The 24,420-nt window shown below is 59.6% G+C and carries 24 protein-coding genes and 5 pseudogenes; 26 read left to right on the top strand and 3 right to left on the bottom strand.

What is annotated here, in order from left to right; genetic code table 11:
* Positions 1-421: 421 nt before the first annotated feature.
* From A3AU_RS0131625 to A3AU_RS1000000140640, 4 genes are read left to right on the top strand one after another with little or no spacing between them, the layout of a single operon-like run.
* The gene (locus A3AU_RS0131625; RefSeq protein ID WP_027056433.1) at positions 422-619 is read left to right on the top strand and encodes a hypothetical protein; all 198 of its coding nucleotides are present in this window, start codon (positions 422-424) and stop codon (positions 617-619) included.
* Positions 609-1,598, top strand: a complete 990-nt coding sequence (locus A3AU_RS1000000137120; protein ID WP_245235620.1) for a recombinase family protein — start codon at positions 609-611, stop codon at positions 1,596-1,598. Before A3AU_RS0131625 ends, A3AU_RS1000000137120 begins: the two co-directional genes overlap by 11 nt.
* Positions 1,555-1,731 (top strand): hypothetical protein, encoded by a 177-nt coding sequence (locus A3AU_RS1000000140645; protein WP_245235619.1) that lies wholly within the window; start codon positions 1,555-1,557, stop codon positions 1,729-1,731. The genes A3AU_RS1000000137120 and A3AU_RS1000000140645 overlap by 44 nt, the downstream gene beginning before the upstream one ends.
* Entirely contained in the window at positions 1,725-2,120 is a 396-nt protein-coding gene (locus A3AU_RS1000000140640) for a MerR family transcriptional regulator (protein WP_245235618.1), read from the top strand. Before A3AU_RS1000000140645 ends, A3AU_RS1000000140640 begins: the two co-directional genes overlap by 7 nt.
* A 177-nt stretch (positions 2,121-2,297) precedes the next feature.
* Here the strand turns inward: A3AU_RS1000000140640 and A3AU_RS1000000141045 are convergent.
* Positions 2,298-2,493: pseudogene (locus tag A3AU_RS1000000141045) on the bottom strand (IS481 family transposase); the annotation flags it as partial.
* A gap of 547 nt (positions 2,494-3,040) precedes the next feature.
* Here A3AU_RS1000000141045 and A3AU_RS0131605 point away from each other — a divergent pair.
* The 12 genes and pseudogenes from A3AU_RS0131605 (at position 3,041) to A3AU_RS01000000136535 (ending at position 15,774) form a co-directional block, all read left to right on the top strand.
* Positions 3,041-4,294 carry a methylaspartate ammonia-lyase gene (locus A3AU_RS0131605; protein WP_027056430.1) on the top strand — a complete coding sequence of 418 codons (1,254 nt, stop codon included), beginning with the start codon at positions 3,041-3,043 and terminating at the stop codon, positions 4,292-4,294.
* An 18-nt stretch (positions 4,295-4,312) separates the two neighbouring features.
* Complete coding sequence (locus A3AU_RS0131600; RefSeq protein ID WP_027056429.1) at positions 4,313-5,464, top strand: CaiB/BaiF CoA transferase family protein; 1,152 nt, start codon at positions 4,313-4,315, stop codon at positions 5,462-5,464.
* Positions 5,465-5,586: 122 nt separating this feature from the next.
* Entirely contained in the window at positions 5,587-6,489 is a 903-nt protein-coding gene (locus A3AU_RS0131595; protein ID WP_032918495.1) for an HpcH/HpaI aldolase/citrate lyase family protein, read from the top strand.
* A 134-nt stretch (positions 6,490-6,623) separates the two neighbouring features.
* Complete coding sequence (locus A3AU_RS0131590) at positions 6,624-7,550, top strand: LysR family transcriptional regulator (protein WP_027056427.1); 927 nt, start codon at positions 6,624-6,626, stop codon at positions 7,548-7,550.
* A 170-nt stretch (positions 7,551-7,720) separates the two neighbouring features.
* Positions 7,721-9,154 (top strand): NAD-dependent succinate-semialdehyde dehydrogenase, encoded by a 1,434-nt coding sequence (locus A3AU_RS0131585; RefSeq protein WP_027056426.1) that lies wholly within the window; start codon positions 7,721-7,723, stop codon positions 9,152-9,154.
* A 6-nt stretch (positions 9,155-9,160) separates the two neighbouring features.
* On the top strand, positions 9,161-10,705 hold the full coding sequence (locus A3AU_RS0131580) for a fumarate hydratase (protein WP_027056425.1): 1,545 nt from the start codon (positions 9,161-9,163) through the stop codon (positions 10,703-10,705).
* Positions 10,706-10,770: 65 nt separating this feature from the next.
* Complete coding sequence (locus tag A3AU_RS0131575; protein ID WP_027056424.1) at positions 10,771-11,268, top strand: Lrp/AsnC family transcriptional regulator; 498 nt, start codon at positions 10,771-10,773, stop codon at positions 11,266-11,268.
* A 162-nt stretch (positions 11,269-11,430) separates the two neighbouring features.
* Positions 11,431-12,837 carry an aminotransferase gene (locus tag A3AU_RS0131570; protein ID WP_027056423.1) on the top strand — a complete coding sequence of 469 codons (1,407 nt, stop codon included), beginning with the start codon at positions 11,431-11,433 and terminating at the stop codon, positions 12,835-12,837.
* A gap of 684 nt (positions 12,838-13,521) precedes the next feature.
* Entirely contained in the window at positions 13,522-14,247 is a 726-nt protein-coding gene (locus A3AU_RS0131565; RefSeq protein ID WP_027056422.1) for a LuxR family transcriptional regulator, read from the top strand.
* A gap of 100 nt (positions 14,248-14,347) precedes the next feature.
* Positions 14,348-14,971 (top strand): annotated as a pseudogene (locus tag A3AU_RS1000000140860) (acyl-homoserine-lactone synthase).
* Position 14,972: 1 nt separating this feature from the next.
* Entirely contained in the window at positions 14,973-15,224 is a 252-nt protein-coding gene (locus tag A3AU_RS0131555) for a transcriptional regulator domain-containing protein (protein ID WP_032918492.1), read from the top strand.
* A gap of 121 nt (positions 15,225-15,345) precedes the next feature.
* A complete protein-coding gene (locus tag A3AU_RS01000000136535) occupies positions 15,346-15,774 on the top strand; it encodes a DUF2285 domain-containing protein (protein ID WP_027056420.1) in 429 nt (142 codons plus the stop codon).
* 29 nt (positions 15,775-15,803) lie between these two features.
* On the opposite strand, the gene A3AU_RS0131545 is transcribed toward A3AU_RS01000000136535, so the two are convergent.
* Positions 15,804-16,055 (bottom strand): DNA -binding domain-containing protein, encoded by a 252-nt coding sequence (locus A3AU_RS0131545; RefSeq protein ID WP_027056419.1) that lies wholly within the window; start codon positions 16,053-16,055, stop codon positions 15,804-15,806.
* Positions 16,056-16,180: 125 nt separating this feature from the next.
* Here A3AU_RS0131545 and A3AU_RS0131540 point away from each other — a divergent pair, with 125 nt between their 5' ends.
* From A3AU_RS0131540 to A3AU_RS1000000137110, 3 genes and pseudogenes are all read left to right on the top strand, one after another.
* Positions 16,181-16,393 (top strand): helix-turn-helix domain-containing protein, encoded by a 213-nt coding sequence (locus tag A3AU_RS0131540; RefSeq protein WP_027033328.1) that lies wholly within the window; start codon positions 16,181-16,183, stop codon positions 16,391-16,393.
* Positions 16,394-16,608: 215 nt separating this feature from the next.
* A complete protein-coding gene (locus tag A3AU_RS1000000138575; protein WP_080680407.1) occupies positions 16,609-16,854 on the top strand; it encodes a helix-turn-helix domain-containing protein in 246 nt (81 codons plus the stop codon).
* 162 nt (positions 16,855-17,016) lie between these two features.
* Positions 17,017-17,185, top strand: a pseudogene (locus A3AU_RS1000000137110) (helix-turn-helix transcriptional regulator).
* A 43-nt stretch (positions 17,186-17,228) separates the two neighbouring features.
* Here the strand turns inward: A3AU_RS1000000137110 and A3AU_RS1000000140625 are convergent.
* A pseudogene (locus A3AU_RS1000000140625) lies at positions 17,229-17,474 on the bottom strand (transposase); the annotation flags it as partial.
* 78 nt (positions 17,475-17,552) lie between these two features.
* Between A3AU_RS1000000140625 and A3AU_RS1000000137105 the strand changes: the two are divergent.
* From A3AU_RS1000000137105 to A3AU_RS1000000140855, 7 genes and pseudogenes are all read left to right on the top strand, one after another.
* A pseudogene (locus tag A3AU_RS1000000137105) lies at positions 17,553-18,664 on the top strand (IS5 family transposase).
* Positions 18,661-19,005, top strand: a complete 345-nt coding sequence (locus tag A3AU_RS0131515; RefSeq protein ID WP_027056416.1) for a hypothetical protein — start codon at positions 18,661-18,663, stop codon at positions 19,003-19,005. Before A3AU_RS1000000137105 ends, A3AU_RS0131515 begins: the two are co-directional and overlap by 4 nt.
* Before the next feature lie 305 nt (positions 19,006-19,310).
* Positions 19,311-19,691 (top strand): winged helix-turn-helix domain-containing protein, encoded by a 381-nt coding sequence (locus A3AU_RS1000000138570; protein WP_209444687.1) that lies wholly within the window; start codon positions 19,311-19,313, stop codon positions 19,689-19,691.
* Positions 19,688-21,025, top strand: coding sequence for a serine hydroxymethyltransferase (locus tag A3AU_RS0131500; protein ID WP_027056415.1), 1,338 nt, complete (start codon positions 19,688-19,690; stop codon positions 21,023-21,025). Before A3AU_RS1000000138570 ends, A3AU_RS0131500 begins: the two co-directional genes overlap by 4 nt.
* 58 nt (positions 21,026-21,083) lie before the next feature.
* The gene (metK, locus tag A3AU_RS0131495; RefSeq protein ID WP_027056414.1) at positions 21,084-22,259 is read left to right on the top strand and encodes a methionine adenosyltransferase; all 1,176 of its coding nucleotides are present in this window, start codon (positions 21,084-21,086) and stop codon (positions 22,257-22,259) included.
* Positions 22,260-22,359: 100 nt separating this feature from the next.
* Complete coding sequence (locus A3AU_RS0131490) at positions 22,360-23,352, top strand: adenosine kinase (RefSeq protein ID WP_027056413.1); 993 nt, start codon at positions 22,360-22,362, stop codon at positions 23,350-23,352.
* A 344-nt stretch (positions 23,353-23,696) separates the two neighbouring features.
* Entirely contained in the window at positions 23,697-24,323 is a 627-nt protein-coding gene (locus A3AU_RS1000000140855; RefSeq protein ID WP_272481107.1) for a cold-shock protein, read from the top strand.
* The last annotated feature ends 97 nt before the right edge of the window (positions 24,324-24,420 follow it).

Raw genomic sequence — 24,420 nt, 5'->3', positions numbered from 1 at the left:
ACTGGCGCGGCGAGACCTGATAGCGGTCGAGTTGCACACCGCCGTCCAGAGCATCGTGGGGACGCTGGGCGTTGTACAACTCAGCGACGCAACACCCACGGGACCGGCCCGGAGCGCGAGCTTCTCTATCCATGGCATCCTTGGGCGGGTCGCCAAGTCCATATTCACGAAGTGATCGATCGGAATGACGCAGCAGTCTTCCGCTGTAGCGTTTTCGGCCAGGCCTCGGATCGGTGGTTGGAGGTCCCGGCTTGGATGTTCTATCGGATCCTCAGTAAGAGTTGGCGCATCACGACTGCTCCGCACGTCGACCTTGCCGCGCTGGGCACCCTGGCGAAGCTGCTCCTCGACACCGGCGCCCCATCGCAATCGCCGGAGATGGGCGCAGCATCGGGCTCTCACGCGAATCGGAGAGACGTCCATGCCGCGCCAGCCCACGACATACCAGTTCGATCTGTTCTCGAAGCCGAACGACGCCAACACGGTGCAGACGCCGCAATGGCAGGCGCTGCCGGCCGCGACGCGCCGATCAGTGACGAAGCTGATGGTCAGCCTGATCCTCGGGCACGTCGACGGCGAGAGTGCCGTACAACGGGAGGGCCCGGATCATGATGCATGAGAAGATTAGGCCGCAGCATCTGGAGCGTAAAGCGATCCTGTATGTGCGGCAGTCGTCAGCCCATCAGGTCCTGCACAATCGTGAGACCAGCATGCTTCAGTACGCGATGCGCGATCGCCTGACGGCGCTTGGCTGGTCTCGCGTAGAGACGATCGACGACGATCTCGGCCGTTCTGCCGCCGGCGGCGTCGCGCGTGCCGGCTTCGACCGGATGGTCGCCGAGGTCTGCCTCGGCAAGGTCGGTGCGGTTGCGGCGCGAGAAGTGTCTCGGTTTGCCCGCAATAGCCGCGACTGGCAGCAGCTCATCGAGATGTGCCGCGTCGTCGACACCGTGCTGGTCGACCAGGAGACGGTTTATGCGCCGCCGCAAGGCAACGATCGGCTGCTATTGGGGCTGAAGGGGAGCCTCAGCGAGTATGAGGTCGATCTTCTGCGCCAGCGTTCCCTTTCCGCACGCTACGAGAAGGCCCGGCGCGGTGAACTCGTCGTGGCAACTCCTGTCGGCTTCGCGAAGGTCGGCGATCGTCTTGAGAAGGATCCTGATCGGCGTGTGCAGGAATCCATTACCCTGGTGTTCGACAAGGTTGCTGAGCTCGGCAGCGCCCGTCAGGCCTTGATGTGGTTCCTCGAGCATGGGTTGGATTTGCCCGCCAAGCGCAACAACGGCGATGTGGTCTGGCGCAGGCCGAACCATGCGACCATCCACCGGATGATCGAGAACCCGATCTACGGCGGCGCCTACGCCTATGGTAAAACTCGTGTCGCGCCGGGATTTGGCCGATCCGCCGTTCGAGCAGGTATCCGACGCAGGACGCGCGAGGAATGGCTGGCGCTGATCCCTCACAGCCATGAAGGCGGGTATCACGGCGCTGGCCACAGACCTTCAGGCTGTCTGGTCGGCGCCAACGACGGACGCCGGGCTCAAGAAGCGCATCGTGCGCACGGTCATTCAGGAGGTGGTCGCCAATATCGACGATAAAGCCTCCGAGATCGTGCTGCTTATCCATTGGATTGGCGGCGCCCATACCGAGCTGCGCCTGCCGAAGCGCCGGCGCGGACAGCGCAACAGCACCTCCACCGATATCATCGCAGCCATCCGGCAACTGTGCTGATCGCCAGCGATGATCTGATCGCCGGCATTCTCAACCGCAACGGCTTGGTGACCGGGCATGGCAATCGCTGGACACGGGAGCGGGTCACCGCACACAGATCGCATCACAAGATCCCGGTCTTCCGGCCGGCACCGGATGGGAACGAGCCATGGCTCAACCTGAACAAGGCGGCGCGCCTACTTGGCGTTGCACCCAAGACCCTCAGACTTGCCGCCGAAGCCAGCGAGATCGAGAGTCTTCATCCTTTGCCGGATGGCCCGTGGATCTTCAGCCGATCAGAACTTGGAAAGCCGCGGGCCCAGCAGATTGTTCATCGCGCGCGACAGAACCCGAAATACCCCGCGGGATCGCACCCCGATCAGCAAAACCTATTCCCTTCAACGACATAGACAGATGGGTGTTATGAAACAGGATTCTAGACATGGCGCCACCGATCGAATGCGTCCTGGGCCTTGGCGATATCTTCGAAGGACGGCCCCTGCAGGGACTCGGCCTTTAACGAACGATGGAAGCGCTCGCCCTTGCGAGCGTCTGGGGATGGCAGCAGTCGTTGCGGCCGCCATCGTTCCAGGGCGGGCCATTGCCGGTGGCGATACGCCAGGCCGTAGCGGCGGAAGGCGATGATCAGCCGGGCTTTTACAGTCTCAGTGATCTGGTCGGCGCAGGCCGACAGCGCGACCGAGAAGCGCGAAGATCATCGGGCTCAGCGAGTGGATGCAGCCGGCCGGCCGGCAAGGCGACGTGACCCTTGAAGTCCATCTCCCGCCGCATGCATTGTCAACGCCGAGCCTGGGACCCCAGGTGCGCAACCTGCCGTCAGTCGAGCTACGGGTCAGGATGTTCCGACGCCGCCTGGTACGGAAGCGCTGGTGATCGCTGCGCCGGGATAAATGGCCGTCATAATCGACTTCTCCGGATGGCAGTCGCGGGTCGTCAACCAAGCCGCGTCAACTAAGCGGGGCTTCTTGAAATTGTCCGCTTCTCAATGGTGGTGACGAAAGAGGTCGCGGTGACCGCGCCAATGTCGCGGATCGACATGACAATGCGGCAGGCTTGGCTTTGGCGTTGCATCCGTGACGAGCAGACGCCCGAGCTCGGCGGCATGGATGCGCCTGCGCGCCGGCAACTCGGACCTGCCGTCGCGAGCTGTATGTCGGCCAGGCGTCAGCTATCTGAAAACACGATGGCACCCTCCGGAACATTGTATTGGCGAACTCAACACCATATGGCGCATACTAGGCAGACTGCGAAAAGAATTGCTTGCGGGCCGCCAACAGCGGTAGTTCCATAAGAGATCGAGCGAAGTGAAATGCAGATCAAAGACGTGCTGTTCGCTCCCGGCAATGGCGCATTTTTCTATGACGACCAAGCTGCTATAAGGGCTGGCGCAATCCAGGACGGCTTCATCTATATCAACGAACCGATAACGCCTGGATTCGTGTCCATTCGCGTTCCAGCATTTTCGCTCAGCATCGGGCTTGTGCTCACCGACGACACTGTTGTTTGGGGTGACATTATGGGCGTTCAGTATTCTGGTGCTGGCGGACGTGATCCTTTATTTGAAACTGCTCAAATCTCAGATTTAACGTCGCGCGTTGTCGCGCCGCGGCTTCTCGAGGTCGATGCATCTCGTTACCTTGAGGCTACCGCGAAGGTTCTCGATCTTCACGAACATAAGCGGCTACCTCTGGCAATCGAGTATGGCGTCAGCCAGGCGCTGCTTCGAACTGCGGCGTTTCTCCAGCGCAGAACCATGGCAGAGGTTGTATGCGCTGAATTTAACCTGCCGCTGCCGACGAGAAAGGTCCCGATCTACTGCCAGAGCGGTGATGCTCGCGAGATCAATGTAGACAAGATGATATTGAAGTCCGTGGATGTGCTTCCCCATGGCCTGATCAACTCACGGCAGAAATTCGGAGTTAACGGCCAGACCTTCATGGAGTTTGCAAAGTGGGTTGCGGCGCGCATACGCGCAATCGGCCATGCGGGGTACCAGCCGGTGCTGCACTTCGATGTGTACGGCTGGATTGGCCTTGAAATTGGCCTGGAACCGCAACGGATTGCCGATTTTATCTGCACGGTTGCCGATAGTGTTCCGGGTTTCGCGCTTAACATTGAGTCGCCGGCGGACTTTGGTTCCACACAGACTCAAATTGAGAACTACGCCCAGATCGTATCCATTTTGGATGACCGCGGTTCCAGTGCGCGCATTGTCGTGGATGAGAGATGCAACACGCTTGAGGATATCCGGCTCTTTGCCGAAGCAAAGGCCGCGCATCTCGTCCAAATCAAGACGCCGGACGTCGGCTCAATTGCCGACACAGCGCGTGCCGTTCTCATTTGCAAGGCGAACAACGTCGGAGCGTATGTAGGAGGCAGCTGTACCGAGACGGATCTTTCCGCTCAGGTTTCTGTCCACGTGTCGGTGGCAACTCAGGCCGACATGATGCTTGCTAAGCCCGGAATGGGTGTCGACGAGGCATTTTCAATCGTGGGGAACGAACAAAACCGGTTGCTGGCGATGCTGAACCGTCGTCGGGCTCATGACGAACACGTTGGATGAAAAGCGCGGTGTGTCACGATGCGGAACTGTCTGGAGGGGATCACCGTCGTTGCTGTGGAGCAGGCCGTGGCTGCGCCTTATGCATCGTCTCGTCTTGCTGACGCTGGCGCACGTGTCATCAAAGTCGAAAGGCCCGAAGGGGACTTTGCCCGAAACTACGACAAGTTGGTGCGGGGGCAGAGCGCTTACTTCGTCTGGCTTAACCGGGGTAAGGAGTCGGTTTGTCTGGACTTGAGATCGGAGGCGGACCACGCCGTCCTGGATACCCTTGTTGCCGCTGCTGACGTCTTTATCCAGAATCTGAAGCCGGGCAGTATCGAAAAACTGGGTTTCGGATCTGCGGATCTGCGTCGCCGCTTTCCTCGGCTGATCACCTGCGACATTTCCGGTTTCGGGCAGGAAGGGCCGTTTTCCCACCTGAAGGCTTACGATCTCATCGTCCAGGCCGAAACAGGTCTGTGCGCGATTACCGGTACACAACATGGGCCCGCCCGGGTGGGAGTATCGGTTTGCGACATCTCCGCAGGCATGACAGCGCATAGCGCCATCCTCCAGGCGCTGTATAACCGTGAACGGACAGGTGAGGGTGCCGGCATACAAGTCTCGCTGTTCGATGCCGTCGCCGACTGGATGAACGTACCGGTTCTGCAGCACAACTATAGCGGCTACCGGACGGTGCGTGGTGGTGTTAACCACCCGTCGCTGGCCCCGTATGGTGCCTACCGTTGCGCCGACGGCAAAGACGTCATCTTCTCGGTCCAGAATGACAGGGAATGGGTGAACTTCTGCGAGAAGTTCCTCAAGCGGCAGGAACTCACACGCGCACCCGGATTTGCCGACAACATGGAGCGGCTCGGTAACCGCGCTCGTCTAGATGAGATCATCGAGTGGCGTTTTTCCGAACTGTCCTGCGAGGAGGCGATGCAGGAGCTTGAGGCGGCCGGTTTGGCATATGGCCGACTGAACGAAGTGTCGGATCTTTCAACGCATCCACACGTTCGAAGGGTTGAGGTTGGCACGCCTGAAGGAACTGTAGAAACGATTGCGCCGGCTGCAATCTTCAACTCTGAGCGCGCCTTGCTGCGCCCTGTCCCTGCTCTTGGCGCCCATACGGAGACTGTCCGCGAGGAGATCCAAGCGCGTTTACGGCCTAGGGCCGCTTCCGCGTGAGCCCTATCGGTGCGCGCTCACGACTTCGAAACCATCGCGGCTGTCGCCATCCGGCCCAACCGGCCGCCAAGGAAGGTCAGAGCCGCCTCGCTCACTTAAAAATCGACAGGAGGAGCATTTTCATGAGCAGGGACACCCTTCCAATCGTCCTTAGCGCGACCTCCTTCCCGCGCTGGAGGTCCCTGCTCTTTGTCCCCGCCCACGTGTCCCGGTTTGTGGAGAATGCGCATGACCGCGGTGCAGATGGCATCATACTCGACCTCGAGGACTCGGTCCCGCAAGACCGGAAAAGCGAGGCACGGCTGCAACTTCCTGAATCCGTTACAAAGGTTGGTCGTAGGGGTGCGTCGGTTTTGGTTCGCGTGAATCGTGGCATGCGCGCCCTAGCCGCCGATCTCGACGCAGCCGTCATGGCGGGTGTTGACGCACTCCTTCTCCCCAAGGTGGATTCGGCGGAATGGGTGTCAGAGGTCGCGAACGTCGTAACGGAACTTGAACAGGAGAGAAATCTTGCGCTGGGATCCATGCGGTTCCTTGCGCAGATCGAGACCCCGGGAGCACTGCAAAGACTCGCGGCTATTGCCTCGGCCAGTCCAAGGATGGTCGCAATGGCTCTTGGTCCTGAAGACTTCAGTGCCGCTGTTGGCGCCGCCCCGGAATTTGACCTGCTCCTGGCTCCGAACCTAGCCGTTCTGTTCGCTGCCCGTGCGGCCGGACTGCTCCCTCTGGGCTTTATTGGAAGCATCGGCGAGTTCTCGGACACCCGTAAATTCCGTGAAAACGCGATGCATGCGCGACGGCTTGGCTTTGCCGGCGCCCTGGCGATTCATCCGGCACAGCTGGCCATCTTGAACGAGGCTTTCTCGCCGGGTACAGAGGAACTCGATTGGGCGTGCCGTGTCGTCGCGGCTCAAAAGGATGCCGCAAGGCGGGGTCTGTGCGCCTTCGCAATCGATGGCAAGATGATTGACCCGCCGGTGGTGCGGCGCGCCCACGAAATCCTGACCCTCGCCGGCAGTAACTGACATACACCTAGTCAACCACTCATCAGGGAGCTTATTTCCGGTGTGAGCTCGGCGACATTGCATCTTGCTCGCCATCTCATTTCGAGATAGACATGAAGATACTGGGAGAGTGACTCAGCTGGATCCCTTAAACCGTGGAAATCAGACAGTTAAAATACTTTGTCGGAGTAGTGGAAGCAGGCAGTTTTACGAGGGCAGCTGGGCTCCTTCATGTTGCGCAGAGCGCCCTTAGCCTGCATGTACGTCAATTGGAGGAAGGCTTCGGCACTCAGCTGCTGATACGCGACAGGACTGGCGTCAGCGTGACAGCGTCAGGAGCGAAGCTGCTCGAACGGGCGCGCGCGATTCTGAAGGAAATTCAACTCACCCAGGCGGAACTGACCAACACAGGGGCATCCCCTGCGGGGGAGGTGACCATTGGCATTCCGTCCGGAGCCGCTCGCGTCCTTAGTGGCCCCCTGCTTGAATCAGTGAGAATTGAACTGCCGAGGGTCTCACTAAAGATGATAGAGGGTATGACAGGACCGCTGGAGGAATGGATGGCTGCTGGACGGTTCAATCTGGCAGTTCTTTACCGCACTGCGGACAGTGTGGCACGAATGACAGTCCTGGCGCGCGAAGAGCTCTGTCTGGTGGTGCCGTCGGGTGAACCGCCTTTCGAAGACTCGATTTCTCTGGCGGATCTACACGCGTTCCCCCTGGCGGTTCCCATGCGCAATAACAATGTCAGACGTTCGGTGGCTGACGTGGTCGCACAACACGGTTGCGCGCTAGATGTCAAGTTTGAAGTGGACTCGCTCTCAACGATCATCAACATGGTGATAGAGGGCAAAGCCCATTCTATCCTTGCCCCTTCTGCCGTCCAGAAAGAAGCCTCTCAGGGGCTCGTCAGGGCGGTCAAGATTGTCGATCCGGTGATTACCCGCTCGGTCGTGCTTGCCGTAAATCCTAAAGACGAGCGTTCTGCGGCCGTTTCCGCGGTCCGCAAGCTCATTCCCAAGGTTTCCAGAGAATTAATTGAAAGCCGAGGCTGGGCGGCAATGGCTCCTGAGGCGAGCTGACGGGCATGACCGCTTGCCGCCATCAGGAACAGATCAATCTGGATTCCAGATGGATTTCGGCATTAATCGATATTTGACCCGCCTCGACATCGCGAGGAAACTGGCTCAAGCGATGGTTTCGATATCGAACAGCGCTCGTATGGCAAAAATTCACCCAAGTGGAGCACGCGATGTCCGACGCCAGGAGCCACGAGCTCTTCATCAACGGCAAATGGCGGCCCGGTAGTAGCAAAGCGACGTTGTCGGTGATTAATCCGGCAACGGAGAAGGTATTTGCCTCGGTGGCCTCGGCGACGGTGTCCGATCTGGATGAGGCCCTCGCTTCGGCAGAGCGCAGCCGCAAGGCGTGGTCCTCACAGCCAGCCAAATATCGTGGCGAGATCCTGGTAGCAGCCGCAAGAATTTTGGCAACGAAGATTGAAGCAGCAGCTAGGGACCTGTCGGCCGAACACGGAAAGACGATTGCCGAAGCGACAGGTGAGTACGCACGTGCCGTCGAAACACTGGAGTGGAACGGCGCGCACGCCGAAGAGCTGTCGGCCCCTATTCCGATGGGCCCGAACCGGATGATCGTCCCCGAGCCCCTTGGTGTCGTTGCTGCTTTCACGCCCTGGAACTATCCGGCCGTTCTCATAGCCCGCAAGCTCGCCCCCGCGCTGGCGGCAGGCTGCCCGGTAATCCTAAAGGGGGCTGAAGAGACCCCGAGCGTGGCGGTCCATATCGTTGAATCGTTGCACCAAGCAGGGATCCCGGAGGGCGTGGTCAATCTGGTCTTCGGCGTGCCGGTGCATATATCGCGGCATCTGCTCAGCTCGCCAATCGTGAAGGTCTTGACTTTCACGGGCTCAACCGCGGTTGGAAAGCAGCTAGCCACGCTCGCCGCAAATAATTTGCAGCGTTGCATCCTTGAACTCGGTGGGCACTCCCCGGTCGTTGTGTGTGAGGATGCCGACCTGGCAAAGGCGATACCGGCAATTTCGGAATACAAGTTCGAGTGCGCGGGCCAGAGCTGCAATGCGCCTAGCAGGATTCTCGTCGCTCGGTCTCTCTATGAGCAATTCTTGTCCCGGATGATAGAAGCAGCCCGCAAGATCAGGATCGGCCAACCGGACGACCCTGCAACGGAGATGGGACCGATGGCAAACGCGCGGCGAATCGAGGCCATGCAGCGTCTGACCAAGGATGCGGTCGATCGCGGCGCCCGCATCGAGACTGGTGGCACCCGCCTCGACCGACCGGGCTTTTACTGGCCGCCAACCATCCTGACGGGCGTGCCGAAGGATGCCAGAGTGCTTCATGAAGAGCCGTTCGGACCGATCCTCACCGTCGCTCCGTTCGATACGCTCGAAGAGGCCATCGAGGAAGCCAACGCCACTGAGTATGGCTTGGCCGCTTACTTCTTCACGGACGATGCCGATACGCAACGAAAGCTGACCAACGGTCTTTCGGCGGGCGCTGTCAGTGTGAATTACCTGAAAGGGGTTTCAGCGGATGCGCCTTATGGAGGCGTCAAACAGAGCGGCTATGGATATGAAGGAGGCGAGCAGGGGGTGCGGAGCTTCCAGATCTTGAAAATGGTCAACGGCCTCAGCTCATCTGGATGAAATCCGGTGGGAAATAGAACACGGACCATCGCCGGAAAGGACATCATAGGGAGCGTGGCAGACGCTCTTCAGTACATCTCGTACTACCATCCTCCAGATTATATCCGGTCTCTTTCGCAGGCGTACGCGCGTGAACAGAGCCCAGCGGCGAAGAACGCCATGGGGCAGATTCTGCTGAATTCCCGCATGGCGGCCTTCGGGCGGCGCCCGATCTGCCAAGACACCGGCCTAGTGGTGGTCTTCGCAAAGGTCGGCATGGAAGCCCGCATCAAATCAACGGTCAGTTTCGCAGATCTCGTGAATGAGGGCGTCCGTCAGGCCTATCTGGACCGTGACAATCCCCTTCGGGCATCGATCGTTGCCGATCCGCTTGCCGGACGGGTCAACACCCGTGACAACACCCCGGCAGTCGTCCACGTCGACCTTGTGCAAGGCAACCAGATCGAGATCACCATTGCCGCAAAAGGCGGCGGGTCAGAGAACAAGGCGCGCTTTACCACCTTGAACCCCAGCGGGTCCGTTTCCGACTGGGTGGTCGATACCGTTTCCACCCTCGGCAGCGGATGGTGTCCGCCCGGCCTGATCTCCGTTGGCATCGGTGGTAGCGCTGAAAAGGCGATGCTGCTGGCCAAGGAGGCCATGAACCAGCCCATCGACATGGTGGAATTGATCGCCAGGGGGGCATCAAGTGTGGAGGAGGCACTGCGGATCGAGCTTTATGAACGGATTAACGCGCTGGGGATCGGCGCCCAAGGCCTTGGTGGCATGACGACAGTCGTCGACGTCAAGGTTGCGACCTATCCTACCCATGCGGCGTCCAAGCCCGTGGCGCTCATTCCTCAATGCGCCGCCAACCGGCACCTGAAGTTTAGCTTGGATGGCTCTGGACCAATCCGGCTGGAACCTCCCGATTTGCGCGAATGGCCAGACATCGGAACCGACGAATTGAGTTCGGCCGGCGTCCAAAGGATCAATCTCGATACGCTGACGAAGGAGGAGACAGCATCGTGGCGCTGCGGTGAAACACTTCTTCTGTCCGGAAAGATGCTGACAGGCCGGGACGCCGCCCACAAGCGAATCGTCGAGTTGATCGACGCCGGCAAGCCGCTTCCGTTCGATCTGCAGGGGCGCGTTATCTACTACGTTGGACCCGTCCGCGCCGTGAGAGATGAGGTCGTCGGACCGGCTGGCCCAACAACCTCCAGCCGCTTGGACGATTTTACGGACAAGGTGCTCGCCGAAACCGGGCTTTTCGCGATGGTGGGCAAAGCGGAGAGAGGACGGGCTGTCATCGAGTCGATTGTAAGACACAAAACGCCGTATCTCATCGCAGTGGGTGGGGCTGCCTACCTGATATCAAAATCAATCAAGTCAGCGCGGCTGATTGCCTTCGAAGACCTGGGCATGGAAGCAGTCTATGAATTTGAGGTGCAGGATATGCCTGTCATCATGGCTGTCGATGTTGAGGGAAACTCCATTCACAATTCCGGGCCTCTTGAGTGGCGCAAGCGCATGGCGGCCGATAGCATCGCACGCAACATCGGCGTTTGAGCCTTCCGACCGAGCTCGGTTGGTTGGCGTCAATTCCATTGTCGACACCGGCTAAGCAGAAGCTCATGAAGTCGAAACCCAATCCTGCGCGCCTGGACGCTTGCGACTTCCGGATTCTCTCCGAGATTCAGTCGGACGGCCGGATTTCAAAAAGCGAGCTTGCAAACCGCGTTCATCTTTCGGCGTCGGCCTGCTCGGAGCGGCTCCGTGCACTCGAGGTCGCAGGGATTATTGAGGGGTTCTACGCGCGGTTGAGTCCGGCCCTCATCGGCGGCATGGTCTTTGTCATGGTGGAGGTCGTGCTGGAACGTCATCGCCTCGAGGACCAAAGACACTTCGAGACTGTGATCGGAGAATTTCCGGAAATCCTGGATTGCTGGGCTATCGGCGGGCGGATCGATTATCTGATGCGCGTCGCATCTCCTTCTATGGCTGCGTATCAGGATTTCATGGAGGGGCTGCTGCAGGCAGGCTTGGGGATCGATCAATATTACAGTCTTGTCGTGACCAAACCAGTCAAATCCAATTCACCAATCCCCTTGTCCGCACTAAGGCGACGGTAAACGCCGAGGCCTTGGTTTCCACGGCTTTTGATCCAGATTCCGCGAATTCGTCGGCGAAGGACGTGCATTCCCGCGAAACTGGAGAGGCGTTTGCGGTATGCTAATTGCTAAGGAGGCGGCCGGCCGAGTGCCCTCCGCCAATCCATCGCGAGGAGAGGGACTATGCGGTTGAGCAATCTGGGAACCGAGCAACTCAGAGAGAAGGATCGAAGCTTCGTCTTTCATCCGTCTACGCATCTGGCCAAGCACAGTCGAGGCGAGACCCCAAATCGGATCATGGCCGGTGCGGAAGGCGTGTACATCTGGGATAGCGAAGGCCGAAAGAGCCTCGACGGTTTCGGTGGGCTCTACTGCGTCAACATGGGGTATGGCTGCACGGAAATTGCCGAGGCCATTGCCAAGCAAGCACACGAATTGCCGTTCGCTCATGTCTATGCAAGTCAAGGAACAGAGCCAGTCGCCCTCTTGGCAGAGGCCGTCGTCGAATATTTTGGTAAGAACATGCGAAGGGTGTTTTTCGGCCTTTCCGGCTCCGACGCCAACGAAACCAATATCAAGCTGGTCTGGTACTACAACAACATTCTAGGCCGCCCTGAAAAGAAGAAGATCATCTCGCGACATCGCGGCTATCACGGGTCTGGGCTGGTCACCGGGAGCCTGACAGGCCTTGCCTTCTTCCATAATTTCTTCGACCTGCCGCTGGATTTAGTGCGCCATACCACGACGCCGCACCACTATCGCCAGGCGCATGACGGCGAAAGTGAGCAAGCGTTCTCGACACGCTGCGCGGATGAACTTGAAGCCCTTATCCTCGCTGAAGGCCCGGAGACCGTCGCAGCTTTTATTGGCGAGCCGGTGCTTGGGACAGGCGGTATCGTTCCACCCCCAAAAGGATACTGGACCGCGATCCAAGGCGTGCTCGACAAGTACGATATCCTGCTGATCGCCGACGAGGTGGTCTGCGGGTTTGGACGAACCGGTGAGCAATTCGGTTCCCACCTCTATGGCATGCGGCCGGACTTCGTGACCATCGCCAAGGGTTTGAGTTCCGCCTACCTGCCCATCTCGGGGTCAATCATTGGCGACCGGGTCTGGTCGGTCTTGGAACAAGGAACAGAGAAGCACGGCGCTCTCGGCCACGGCTGGACATATTCAGGTCACACGCTTTGCGCTGCGGCCGCGCTCGCCAATATTCGACTCCTAAAGGAAAGAAATATCCTGGAGCATGTCCGCGATGTCGGACCGTATTGGCATGCCCGCATGAATGCCGAACTGGCGGGACACCCCATCGTCGGAGAGGTTCGTGGTGTCGGAATCCTCTCCGCCGTAGAGCTGATGCGAGATCCAAAGCAGAGAATACCGTTTGAATCCGATCTTCAGGTCGGGGTTCGAGCCGCCGCTGCTCTGTTCGAGAATGGTGTCATCGGCCGTGCCATGCCACACGGCGATATCCTCGGCTTTGCCCCGCCTTTGATCATCACGCGGAAGGAGATCGACATAATCGTCGACGCAACCGCGAAATCAGTCGAGACGACCTATCGCGCGCTGAAGGCCGAGGGTGCGATATGAATATGCGAGTGCCGACGGAAGCGAGCCCCGGGTTCGACGCCGTCCCGGGTAAAGTGGTCCCTGGGAGGAACTTTCCCACGGACCAAGCGCTTTGACGTCAGCCTGTCGTTAGGGCTGGTCGCCCACGGTGTCCCATTGGTGAAGGCGGGTTGACAGCGCATTTCGCGCCGAGCCGACCGAAACTGCTAAACTTGAGCCGTCAGATTCTAAGCATGCTTCGGATACCTTCGATCGCAAGCGATAACCAAATCAGTTCTGCCGCCGCTGTCCTGTTGCCCAACGACCAGGGTGTTTGTGCGGCGCGCCCTGCCGGTGTACCTCCCCGCCGGCAGGGCGCCTTTTTTGACCCGCCGGATCTGGGTGCCCCGCTAGATCTGCGTGATTGTAGCGCGTCCGCAATCGAAAGTTCGAGAAGGAGGTCATCTGCATACCCGGATGGCACATCAAGCTTCAATATTTCTACTACACCATGGCAACCGCCCACAATCGCAGCTTCGGACCAGCGGCTTACGGCAGCCGGCGTCGAGGTCGCATGCACCTGCTTTCATATGATCAAAGGTCCGGGGAGCAGTCACCGCGGTGTATTTTCTCCAGCGTCGAATATCTTGGGGGGCGAGTCTTCTCGCCGTAGCTGCCAAGAAGCCAGAAAGTCCCATGTCTAATTGAAAACAGCCGCTGGAGAAAATGCAGCTCGTCTTCGAAACTTTGCTGGAACAGTTGTCTTTGAGCGTTGATGAAGTCGACTTCCATAACGCACTGGCCAGCGCCGCCGGCGCCTTCGACATTCCCGCATTCGCCTATCTGTCTCTGGTGTCTGATCGCGTCACAAAACCCAGGCTGATATCGAACTATCATTCCGGCTGGACGTCGCACTACTTGCGCCACCAATACGAAAAGATCGACCCGGTCATAGAATGGGCAAGGTGCAGCGAATGTCCCTTTCAGTGGGGACCGGGTTTCGGCCATGCCGGCATTTCAACGCGACAGCAACAGCTTTTCGATGAGGCTGCCGAATTCGGCATCTGCTGCGGACTGACGATTCCACTTGTCGATCGCCGCGGCGGTGTCGCTGCGATGACCTTCGCGGCAGACAGGCTCGATTCGACCTTCCTGCGCATCGCCGAGCAATATGAACAGGCGCTCGAGATTATGGCGATGTGCTTTCACATTAGCGTTCGCCGCAAGCTTTCGGGTGGTCTGGCGGTGGATGGTGTTTCGCTGACGCCCCGTGAGTACGAATGCCTGCAATGGACGGCAAAGGGCAAGTCCGCCTGGGAGATCGGCTGCATCTTGGGGATCAAGGAGCGCACGGCCGCTTTCCATCTGGACAATGCCAAGAAGAAGCTCGGCGTGCGCACCAAAAATCAGGCGGTGACGCTGCTGGCCTCCTCACGATCATCAATCCTCTGAGGAACAGAATCCCTCTCTGATCTACCTGTACAAATGCACAGGCAGTCGCGGCATGAAGGTTCGCCTCCAATGGCAGGGTCATACCTGCGAGGAGACCATCATGATTGAGCTTATTGCGCCCGGCTGGTACGGCGCCTTTGCCGACGAACTTCACGAAATGCACCGCCTGCGCTACCGCATCTTCAAGGAGCGACTCGACTGGAACGTGCGCACGACGGGCGGCTTCGAGATCGGTTCATTCGATTCCCTGAAACCGCACTATCTTGTGTTGCGCGATTCCGCCGGTCGCGTCGGGGGCTGCGTACGCCTCCTGCCCTCGACAGGGCCGACGATGTTGCGAGAAGTCTTTTCGAGGCTGTTGGAGGGAAGAACGGCACCCGAGCAACCAAGTGTCTGGGAAAGCAGCCGATTCGCCCTTGATCTTCCACCGTCTGCACCGAAGGGCAGTGGGTGTATTGGTGTCGCGAGTCCTCGCTGGCATGATCGAGTTCGGTCTGTCGCGGCAGCTCACCCATATCGTCACGGTTACCGATTTGCGCATGGAGCGAACTCTGCGCCGCGCCGGATGGCCGCTGGCCCGGATCGGTCCGCCACGACAATCGGCACCACGCGCGCCGTTGCCGGCTGTTTGGATGTCTCAGAGGCGAGCCTTGCTGCGGTCCGCCACAGTGGCAGTCTTGGCGGTCCCGTACTGTGGGCGCCGATGCTCTGCACGGGCGCCTGACATGGCTATGATAGGTAATGACGCCGACTGGCCGGACTGGCAGGATGAGAAATCTTATCGCTATACGCGGCACTTGACGCGACGCGGCTGGGCCTGGGAATTCCTGCGGCGCAATCCGGCCTTCCAGCGTGACTGCAGGCACGCGCTTGAGCACGCAGAATTTGCAGAAAGGTGGTTCGAGGTAGAAGTGATGAGATCGTCGCTCGATCTCACGCAGTGGGGGCTCCTGTTTCGCAAGCTCGTTGAGGCCTGATGCGGCTGTGTTCTGGTGCTCCCGCCAATGCCCGCATGTCCTGCCGGTCATTGCGAAAAAGGCACTGTCGCCCGAAACGCTTTCGTTTGATCTCGCTACATTGCCATGCCGGGCGGCACTCATGATCACGGCGGACGGTCGACAGCACGTCATGCTGCGAAATGCTCACCGGGACCTCCAACTTGTCGTGGAGGGCGCGGAGGTTTTGCGCCCCGTTCAGCTTTCCGTCGACGCGATCTGGCCCGCCGATCGGATGAGGCAGCACCTGAATGCGCTCGAATGCCTCAATGCTTTTCACGCGACTGGACAATTTCCCGACAGGCTGTTTCCCCCCGAAGCGCGCGCTAGCCGTCTGCGCTTTGTTCTTCAGGCGCTCGACGGCTCGCTAGGCGGGGCATCGCATCGCCAAATCGCAATGGCCCTGTTGGCTCGACAACGCGTCCAGGCCGACTGGACGGATCCGCGCAACCACCTTCGCGATCGAATCCGCCGTGCCGTCCGGCGCGGTCACATGCTCATGGATCGCGGCTATCGGGATTTCCTCGTCTAAGATGATTGGAATAGCTCACCTGGAGCCTGTCAGCGCGCGAACAGTTCTTTGTATCCAGTCGTAACCATCCAGTTTGCCCGATCGAGATGGCTGCGAACCGCCATTCGGGCGCGCTCAGGTTCTCGCATCGGATCGATGCCGAGGACGAGCTGCGCCATCTCGTCTTCGCTGGCATCGTCGGCGGACGCGTCCAGGAGCCTCATATAGATGGCGAAGTGCTCATTGTCGTAAGCGGTCAGGCTGTCCGACCAGGGGACTTCGTCTTGGACTTTGCGTTTCATCGCGACCCTCTTGCCGGTTTGGGGTTTGTTGTGATCGGGCACGGCTTCTCCTCGGTTGGCTCATCATAGCGAATAGGAACGATCGTTCCTAGAACGATAGTTCCGGTTCTGGTCCCTATCTCGCCATGGACCTCACGGAAGTCATGGCGATCAACATGCGTCGTTTGCGCCATGATCAGGACCTGACGCAGGAAGAATTGGCTGCCCGCGCAGAGCTGAGCATGCGCTATGTGGGCTCGATCGAGCGTGCTCGGGTTTCCGCAAGTGTCAGTGTGCTTGGCCGGCTCGCAAAAGCGTTTGACGTTGATCCTTGTGAGTTGATTAGGCCGCCGCAGTAACAAAGGCGATCAGTCCATCCCGGATTGCCGAAATCGATCTGGATGACGCGCAACCGCCGCCCATGAACTGAGCCCGCTTTTCTTCGACATGGTCTCGACCATACAGTTTGCTCCATGGCGCGGCTTGCCTTGTGGATTGCAAATATATCCTAAAATGGGATAATCCGAAACTGGGATTAGTCGATGAGCCGGTTCCCTTCTGGCCGGTTCATCTGATGCCGAAATCCCTTCGATCGCCCCGCCAACGCCGGCTGCTGGAACAGCTGATAGCGGCGCGCAAGAACAAGGGCTTAACCCAGGCCAAGGTTGCCGAAGCGCTTCGCCGCCCGCAGTCTTTCGTGGCCAAGTATGAGGGCGGTGAACGTCGCATGGACGTCATTGAGTTCCTCGATGTAGCGGAAGCGCTCGAAATCGACCCTTGCGAGGTTCTCGCACGTGTGCGTCGCTTGCGTGACCGATAGCTTGTGCTGCTTGGCAAGCGACAAGTCACCAAAATCGTAGCCTTGGATTTGCTGCCCCCCGGCGGCAGATGGTTCGGGCACATCGATGGCATAAACTCAATGGCTTTGACTTGCTGACCTTCGCATGGAGACCGCAAGCTGGTCTGACGAAATGCACGCAGGATCAGGGAGAAGGCCGGCTTGACGCAGGAGCAGCTTGCCGAGATCTCCGGCTTCAGCCAGCAGGAAATCAGCGGGCTGGAGAAGGGCAAAGGGAACCACCATCGTCACGCTTTATGAACTGGCACAAGCCCTCCGTGTCAGCCACATCGAAGGGGTGCGACCTAACTGACCAGATAAGCGCTATTTGGAAATGGCCGACGCGCCACGGACATTTCGACCGCATCCGCCGTGTAGATGATGCTGCGCACACTCGGATAGGGGAAGAGGCACGACGTGCTGCCAGTCGCGCCGCCAGCTCTGAGTGATCGCCGGGTGTCGCCGGCCTCGAAGTCCTGCAGAGCCTTCATGCCGGCCTAGCGTCCGCCCCCGGCAGATGGCTCTGAGCGTCGGCACAACGGCTTCGCGACCTTCCGCGACACGAACAGATGGCGGATCAGGTGCACGATGCAGGTTAGCACTGTCGCCTAGCAGGCTGTTGAAAAAGGCACTCGCCACCGGACCGCAGCGGTGATTCACTGTTCCGAAGGGATTCGGAGGTGCGCGGCGGCGACGATCGAACTGGCGAACTGTTCAGCTACGTGGACCTTGAAGCCCGGGTTCGGCGCAATCATCCGTTGCGGGCGATCCGGACGATCGTGAATGAAGCCCTGTCGGCGCTGGAGCGCGAGTTCGCGGCGCTGTACTTGCCGATCGGACGGCCCTCGATCCCGCCGGAGAAGCTGCTGCGGGCGATGCTTTTGCAGGCGTTCTATTCGATCCGCTCGGAGCGGCTTTTGATGGAGCGGCTGGAATACGACCTTCTGTTCCGCTGGTTCGTCGGCATCGGCATCGACGACGCAGCCTGGGACCATTCGGTGTTCTCGAAGAACCGCGACCGGCTGCTTGAGGGCAACATCGCGGCGAAGTTCCTCAGTGCAGTCCTGGCGCAGCCCAAGGTGAAGAAGCTCCTTTCCACGGATCACTTCTCGGTCGACGGAACGCTGATCGCGGCCTGGGCGTCGATGAAGAGCCTCAAGCCGAAGGACGGTTCGGGCGAAGAGCCGGGGAATGACTCAGGCGAGCCGCCGGCTCAGGGCGGTGGGCGTAACACGGAGGCGGACTTCCACGGCCAGAAACGGTCGAACGAGACGCATGCTTCGACCACCGACCCCGATGCCAGGCTCTACCGCAAGGGGCGGGGCAAGGAGGCCAAGCTCTGCTTCATGGGGCACGGGTGGAGAACCGCCATGGCCTGCTGGTCGATGCCTGCCTGACGCTGGCCGACGGGCATGCCGAGCGAGTGGCCGCACTGCATATGATCGAACCCTGCGCCGACCGGCCGCAGGCGATCACGCTCGGCGCCGACAAGGCCTATGACGCGGAGGACTTCATCAACGAGTTGCGCTCAATAAAGGTGACGCCGCATGTAGCGCAGAACACGAACGGCCGCCGTTCGGCGATCGATCGCCGCACGACGCGGCACGGCGGCTATGCCGTCAGCCAGCGCGTCAGAAAGCGCATCGAAGAGGCGTTCGGCTGGATCAAGACGGTCGCCGGGCAGGAGAAGTCCAAGTTGCGCGGACGCGACCGCGTCGGGTGGGCCTTCATCTTCGCGGCTGCCGCCTACAATCTGGTGCCGCTACCGAAGCTCCTGGCGGTGCCGACATGACCGCGCCCGCGGGCTGCCAACTGATCGGCCGCTGGCGGATCATCGAAGCCGATCTGTGGGATCGCGGCTACCTGAACCTGAGCGGCCCCGCCATGATCACCATCGGCGGCGACAACAACGGCGAGATCGCCTTTGGCGCCCTGCAAGCCGGCCTCGATCTCAGCTACAGCCCCTCAATAGTTCACTTCACATGGGGCGGATGTGACGAGATGGACGAAGTCACAGGCGATGGCCATGCCGAATTGCTCGACGACGGCTCGATCGAGATCACATTCGCCTACCACAACGGCGACGAAGCCATCCTCAAGGCCAAGCGTGATCCTTCTTCAACAGCCTGCTAGGTAGAGGTGGCGCCGCTCGCCTCCCTGTTGGCCAAGCTGTTTGCCAGCTTGCCGTCTTACCAGCACCTCGCCAGTCTCGTTGCGTTCTTGTTTAGGCCTTGCAACAGATCCTTCAAGGAAATTTATGGAATCTTTGCGACCACAAATCGCTGTCAATGGTACGCTCACCACAACTTTCAAGTTCAGTGGTGGCAGAAATCTGATGTGGTTATGTTCCGCTGCCGAACAGCATTTGCGAAGAGCCCGACATGAAAAAGCGAGCAGGACGAGGGGTTCGGTTCTTCTATTTGGCGCCGTGCTGACCAATGATGATACTTGTCGATCGCCTAATGACAGCAGCACATCTTGATCGCCTACGGATCCTGGGCCTTTGCGCGCATGCCGACCTGACTGTCCGCGAACTGGCGGAGATTCTCGATCTTCGTCGGGAGCGCGTCGCGCGACACGTCCGGATGCTGGCCAGAGCCGACTTTCTTTGCGGCAACGGACAACGTCCTTGGTCCTCATATCATCTCAATGCAGGGGGCAAGGACGGAGGGTTGGTTCAATTCCTGGTCGATCTCCTGCCCCACGACGATGGCTATCATAAGCGGGACCTGGAGCGGCTCGAGGCGGTACATACGCGTGGTCGAAGGGGACTGCTGCTTAATCGTGAAAAGATCTGCGGGAGTGCGAAACTACCATGAATAACTCCGCTGACGCAGCCATCGCAGAGCCCGGCACATTCGGACGGTCTTCCTTGGTCCATGTCGATTGCCGCGTTCACGAACTGCTTCTACGACAGAGGCGGCAAGAGCGGACGATGCTCAAACTCATCGCATCTGAGAACTTTGCCTCCTCAGCCGTACTGGAAGCGACCGGCTCTATCTTCGCGAACAAATATGCCGAGGGCTACCCGGGCGCGCGCTACTACGCGGGAAACGAGATCGTCGATGAGCTTGAGACCCTCGCGATCGAGCGCCTGAAAGCGCTATTTGGCAGTGAGCACGCCAACGTCCAGCCTTATTCGGGCTCACCAGCCAACCAGGCTGTCTATCGCGCGCTTTTGAGCGCCCGTGACAAAGTCATGGGGCTGCCTTTGCCCGAAGGCGGCCATCTGACTCATGGGTGGCCCGTCAACTTTTCCGGCACTGATTATCAACGCATCCCCTATGGGCTGCACGAAAAGACGAAGCAGATCGACTACGACCGCTTGCGCGAGACAGCCAGACGGGAACGGCCGAAACTGATTTGGGTCGGCGGGACAGCCTATCCGCGTGTTTTTGACTACGCGGCAACGGCCGAAATTGCTTCGGAGGTGAACTCGTATTTGGTGGCTGACATCGCCCACATCAGCGGCCTGATTGTCGCAGGAGTGCATCCGAATCCCGTGCACCATTGCGACGTCGTCACCAGCACGTCTCACAAGTCGATCCGCGGGCCCCGTGGAGGCTTTATTTTGTCGAAGAATGAAGATCGCTATCAGGCGCTCTATCATCCCACGAGTAAATACAATCTCGCCAGACGGATCGACCGCGCGGTCTTTCCTCAACTGCAAGGCGGGCCCCATGTGCATACCATCGCCGCGCTAGCTGTCGCTTTGCAGGAAGCCGCGACCCCCTCTTTCCGCACCTACGGTCACCAGATTGTCAGGAATGCCAAGGCTCTGGCCGAGGCGCTTCTGGATCGCGGTTATGACCTGGTCACCGGCGGGACTGACAATCACATGCTGATCCTTGATCTGCGGGACCGGCCGCTGTCAGGCAAAGCCTATGCCGAGCGCTTGGCCAAGGCAGGCATCATTACGAACTTCAACATGGTGCCGGGCGACCCGCGCGATCCGGCGGTTACAAGCGGGATCCGGTTAGGGTCGCCGGCAGTGACGTCCATGGGCATGCGTGAGCGGGAAATGGTGCAGATCGCCGCTTTTATTGATTTGGTCTGCCGCCAGCCCGACGACGAGGAAGTTCATGCAAGCGTACGAAGAGACGTCGCCGACTTCTGCACTGCGTTCGACGTCCCCGGCATCAGCGACCGGTAAGGCCGCCCGAATCCAGAAACTCCCCACCTAACTCCAACACTTGAAGCGAGGACATTCCATGACCAGGCAGTTCGTGTTCTCTTCCGAATCCGTCGGCGCGGGACACCCCGACAAGATGGCAGACAACATCTCCGATGCCATCCTCGATGCGGTCCTCCGCACCGATGCGAAGGCGCGCGTCGCCTGTGAAACGTTGGTGAAGACAGGGATGGTCGTTCTGGCTGGCGAGATCACCAGCCACGCAGAGATCGATTACAGCCAAGTTGCCCGCGATACGATTCTCGATATTGGGTACGACGACGATGCCATCGGCTTTGACGGTCGACGTTGCGCCGTCGTTCTGGCCCTCACCGAGCAGTCGCCCGACATTAGCCAGGGCGTCGACGAGGGACGAGGGCAGGATCTCGAGCAGGGGGCGGGAGATCAGGGCCTCATGTTTGGATTCGCATGCAACGAGACCGATACATTGATGCCCTTGCCGATCCAACTCGCTCACCAGTTGACGAAAAGACAGGCAGAGGTCCGGAAAGCGGGACAGCTTGGCTGGCTGCGTCCGGACGTAAAATCTCAGGTGTCCGTACGCTACGAGGGTCTCCGCCCGGTGGCGCTGGACACCATAGTCCTGTCAACGCAACATGACGAGGCGGTCTCCCAAGAAACAGTCCGCGAAGGCGTCATTGAGGAGATCATAAAACCGGTCCTGCCGACCCACCTGGATACTTCGGAGATCAGATTTCTGGTCAACCCAACCGGCCGGTTCGTGGTCGGTGGGCCTGCCGGGGACTGCGGCCTCACTGGACGCAAGATCATTGTCGATTCCTACGGTGGAACGGGGCGTCACGGCGGCGGCGCCTTTTCGGGCAAGGACCCATCTAAGGTTGACCGCTCGGCGGCCTATGCGGCGCGGTACGTCGCGAAGAATATCGTTGCCAGCGGACTTGCGGAGGTCTGCGAGGTTCAGCTTGCCTACGCGATCGGCGTGGCCAGTCCGGTTTCTGTCATGGTCAACACCTTCGGAACTTCAAGGATCGAGGAAAAAAGGATCGAGCGCCTTGTACTTGAGCTTTTCGATCTCCGACCGAAAGGCATCATCAAGATGCTTGATCTCTTGCGCCCGATATACCGCAAGACCGCGACATACGGACATTTCGGCCGTGAAGAGCCTGAGTTCACCTGGGAGAAGACGGACAAAGCCGACGACTTGCTGCGTGAAGCAGGACCGGCAGCTGCGTGAAGGTCGTGAATCAAGCGCATGCGGCAACCCATTTCAACTCGCCAGACCGCGCCCGGCCGGCGTGGCAAGAAAGCCGGCAGGTTCCCAGGCGGAGACATTGATGCCGGATTATGACGTGCTTTGCATCGGCAATGCCATTGTCGACATCATCGCCCAGTGTGACGAGGCATTCCTCGAGACCAACGGCATCATCAAGGGCGCGATGAACCTCATCGACACCAGGCGCGCCGAACTGCTCTACAGCCGCATGGGCCCGGCGATCGAGGCCTCGGGCGGCAGCGCCGGCAACACGGCCGCAGGCGTCGCCAGCTTCGGCGGCCGTGCTGCCTTCTTCGGCAAGGTATCGAACGACCCGCTCGGCGAAATCTATGCCCATGACATTCATGCCCAGGGCGTTGCCTTCGACACCAGGCCGCTCGAAGGTCAGCCGCCGACGGCGCGCTCGATGATCTTCGTCACACCCGACGGCGAGCGTTCGATGAACACCTATCTCGGCGCCTGTATCGAGCTCGGGCCGGAGGACGTCGAGGCCGATAAGGCGTCGGGCGCCAAGGTTACTTATTTCGAGGGCTATCTGTGGGACCCGCCGCGCGCCAAGGAGGCGATCCGGCAGACGGCGAAGCTCGCACACGAGGCCGGACGCGAAGTGTCGATGACGCTCTCGGATTCGTTCTGCGTCGACCGCTACCGGGACGAGTTCCTCGAGCTGATGCGATCGGGCACGGTCGACATCGTCTTTGCCAACAGCCACGAGATCAAGTCGCTCTACCAGACGGCTTCGTTCCACGAGGCGCTGGCGCAGATCCGCAAGGATTGCCGGATCGCAGCCGTGACGCGATCGGAAAAAGGTTCGGTGATCGTGCGCGGCGGCGAGACCGTGGTCATCCAGGCGACCGCCATCAGGGAGCTGGTCGACACGACGGGCGCCGGCGATCTCTACGCAGCCGGTTTCCTGCATGGCTACACGCAAGGCCGCGACCTCAAGACCTGCGGCGACCTTGGCTCCCTGGCGGCCGGCTTGGTGATCCAGCAGATCGGACCCAGGCCACGCCAAAATTTGCGCCGCGAGGCCGAGCAGGCGGGGTTGATCTAGCCGGGCGATTCAACGACGAACTGCCCCCTCGTGCAGGCTGTGCGGGAAAGTGCGCGTAAATCGAAATGTCGGCTGGGCATCCGCATAAGACGCAGCCGCTGGATGTCACGATCGAAACGGTTGATCGCGGTGTCGCACTCCAGTGCGAACCTTCTGCCGTGCGATATAGGGAAGCGTTCGGATCAGCAGCTCGACCTGTCGCATATTGCTCACCCGCTATCGTCGACTTCGTGTGGCAACAGGTCGGCCCGGATCGTGATGCGATAGAAGGGGTAAGCGGCCAACTGGTGAATTGACATGAACCCATCGCCCGATTGAGATTATCCTGCCGGGAGCGCAGTGCGTTGTTCAAGCAAGTCGAGACGATCATGGGCAAATATAAAGACCATCGTGAGCCACGACGGCATCGCCATGACGATGACGCCGTTTCTTTTGCGGAACGGCCATCCGAGCCAAGCTACTTTCAGCGTTCGTCCACCGTAACCGCGGATCCTGTTGACGCCGAAGTGATCTGGTTCAACACCAGCAAGGGTTTTGGCTTTGTCAAATTGCCGGAGGGCATCGAGGCCTATCTGCATATCCGGGTGCTGGAGGCGGCGGGGAGCAGCGGTGTTTCCGAGGGAATGCGTCTCAAGGTCACAACGCAAGAAAGTCCAAGAGGTGGTCACCAGGTCGCGCGAGTGCTGGCGGTCGGCGATCAGACCGCGAAAACTCAGCTGCATACTCGATGTGCTGGAGAGTCCACCGCCGGGACGAGTGCCCAGTTGGAGAGCGAGGGCACCGTCAAGTGGTACAATCCCCAAAAGGGGTTCGGCTTCATTGCTCCTGAAAATGGTGAGAAGGACATCTTCGTTCATGCCACCGCGCTGACCCGCTCAGGATTGAGCATGCTGGTGGAGGGTCAGAAGGTGTTTGTCCAATGCGGGCAGGGCAAGAAAGGCCTGGAAGTTCGGAGCCTTCGCCTCGCTTAGAGCCAAATGCATTGGCCCTACCGAAATCGCGCCTCAGACAAAGAAAAAGCCCGCTACCGGGAGGAGGTGGCAGCGGGCTCGATTTAGAATGAGACGC

Origin of the sequence: Mesorhizobium erdmanii USDA 3471, from assembly GCF_000472705.1 — a bacterium.
In the GTDB taxonomy this organism is placed as follows: domain Bacteria; phylum Pseudomonadota; class Alphaproteobacteria; order Rhizobiales; family Rhizobiaceae; genus Mesorhizobium; species Mesorhizobium erdmanii.
The sequence above is the reverse complement of the archived record's forward strand: the minus strand, read 5'-3'. Positions and strand labels throughout refer to the sequence as shown.

Bases quoted from the DNA above. Each gene is read 5' to 3' on its own strand.
- A3AU_RS0131625 (WP_027056433.1), top strand. From the start codon at position 422: ATGCCGCGCCAGCCCACGACATACCAGTTCGATCTGTTCTCGAAGCCG.
- A3AU_RS1000000137120 (WP_245235620.1), top strand. From the start codon at position 609: ATGATGCATGAGAAGATTAGGCCGCAGCATCTGGAGCGTAAAGCGATC.
- A3AU_RS0131605 (WP_027056430.1), top strand. From the start codon at position 3,041: ATGCAGATCAAAGACGTGCTGTTCGCTCCCGGCAATGGCGCATTTTTC.
- A3AU_RS0131600 (WP_027056429.1), top strand. From the start codon at position 4,313: ATGCGGAACTGTCTGGAGGGGATCACCGTCGTTGCTGTGGAGCAGGCC.
- A3AU_RS0131595 (WP_032918495.1), top strand. From the start codon at position 5,587: ATGAGCAGGGACACCCTTCCAATCGTCCTTAGCGCGACCTCCTTCCCG.
- A3AU_RS0131585 (WP_027056426.1), top strand. From the start codon at position 7,721: ATGTCCGACGCCAGGAGCCACGAGCTCTTCATCAACGGCAAATGGCGG.
- A3AU_RS0131575 (WP_027056424.1), top strand. From the start codon at position 10,771: ATGAAGTCGAAACCCAATCCTGCGCGCCTGGACGCTTGCGACTTCCGG.
- A3AU_RS0131570 (WP_027056423.1), top strand. From the start codon at position 11,431: ATGCGGTTGAGCAATCTGGGAACCGAGCAACTCAGAGAGAAGGATCGA.
- A3AU_RS0131565 (WP_027056422.1), top strand. From the start codon at position 13,522: ATGCAGCTCGTCTTCGAAACTTTGCTGGAACAGTTGTCTTTGAGCGTT.
- A3AU_RS0131555 (WP_032918492.1), top strand. From the start codon at position 14,973: ATGGCTATGATAGGTAATGACGCCGACTGGCCGGACTGGCAGGATGAG.
- A3AU_RS01000000136535 (WP_027056420.1), top strand. From the start codon at position 15,346: ATGATCACGGCGGACGGTCGACAGCACGTCATGCTGCGAAATGCTCAC.
- A3AU_RS0131545 (WP_027056419.1), bottom strand. From the start codon at position 16,055: ATGAAACGCAAAGTCCAAGACGAAGTCCCCTGGTCGGACAGCCTGACC.
- A3AU_RS0131540 (WP_027033328.1), top strand. From the start codon at position 16,181: ATGGACCTCACGGAAGTCATGGCGATCAACATGCGTCGTTTGCGCCAT.
- A3AU_RS1000000138575 (WP_080680407.1), top strand. From the start codon at position 16,609: ATGCCGAAATCCCTTCGATCGCCCCGCCAACGCCGGCTGCTGGAACAG.
- A3AU_RS0131515 (WP_027056416.1), top strand. From the start codon at position 18,661: ATGACCGCGCCCGCGGGCTGCCAACTGATCGGCCGCTGGCGGATCATC.
- A3AU_RS1000000138570 (WP_209444687.1), top strand. From the start codon at position 19,311: ATGATGATACTTGTCGATCGCCTAATGACAGCAGCACATCTTGATCGC.
- A3AU_RS0131500 (WP_027056415.1), top strand. From the start codon at position 19,688: ATGAATAACTCCGCTGACGCAGCCATCGCAGAGCCCGGCACATTCGGA.
- metK (WP_027056414.1), top strand. From the start codon at position 21,084: ATGACCAGGCAGTTCGTGTTCTCTTCCGAATCCGTCGGCGCGGGACAC.
- A3AU_RS0131490 (WP_027056413.1), top strand. From the start codon at position 22,360: ATGCCGGATTATGACGTGCTTTGCATCGGCAATGCCATTGTCGACATC.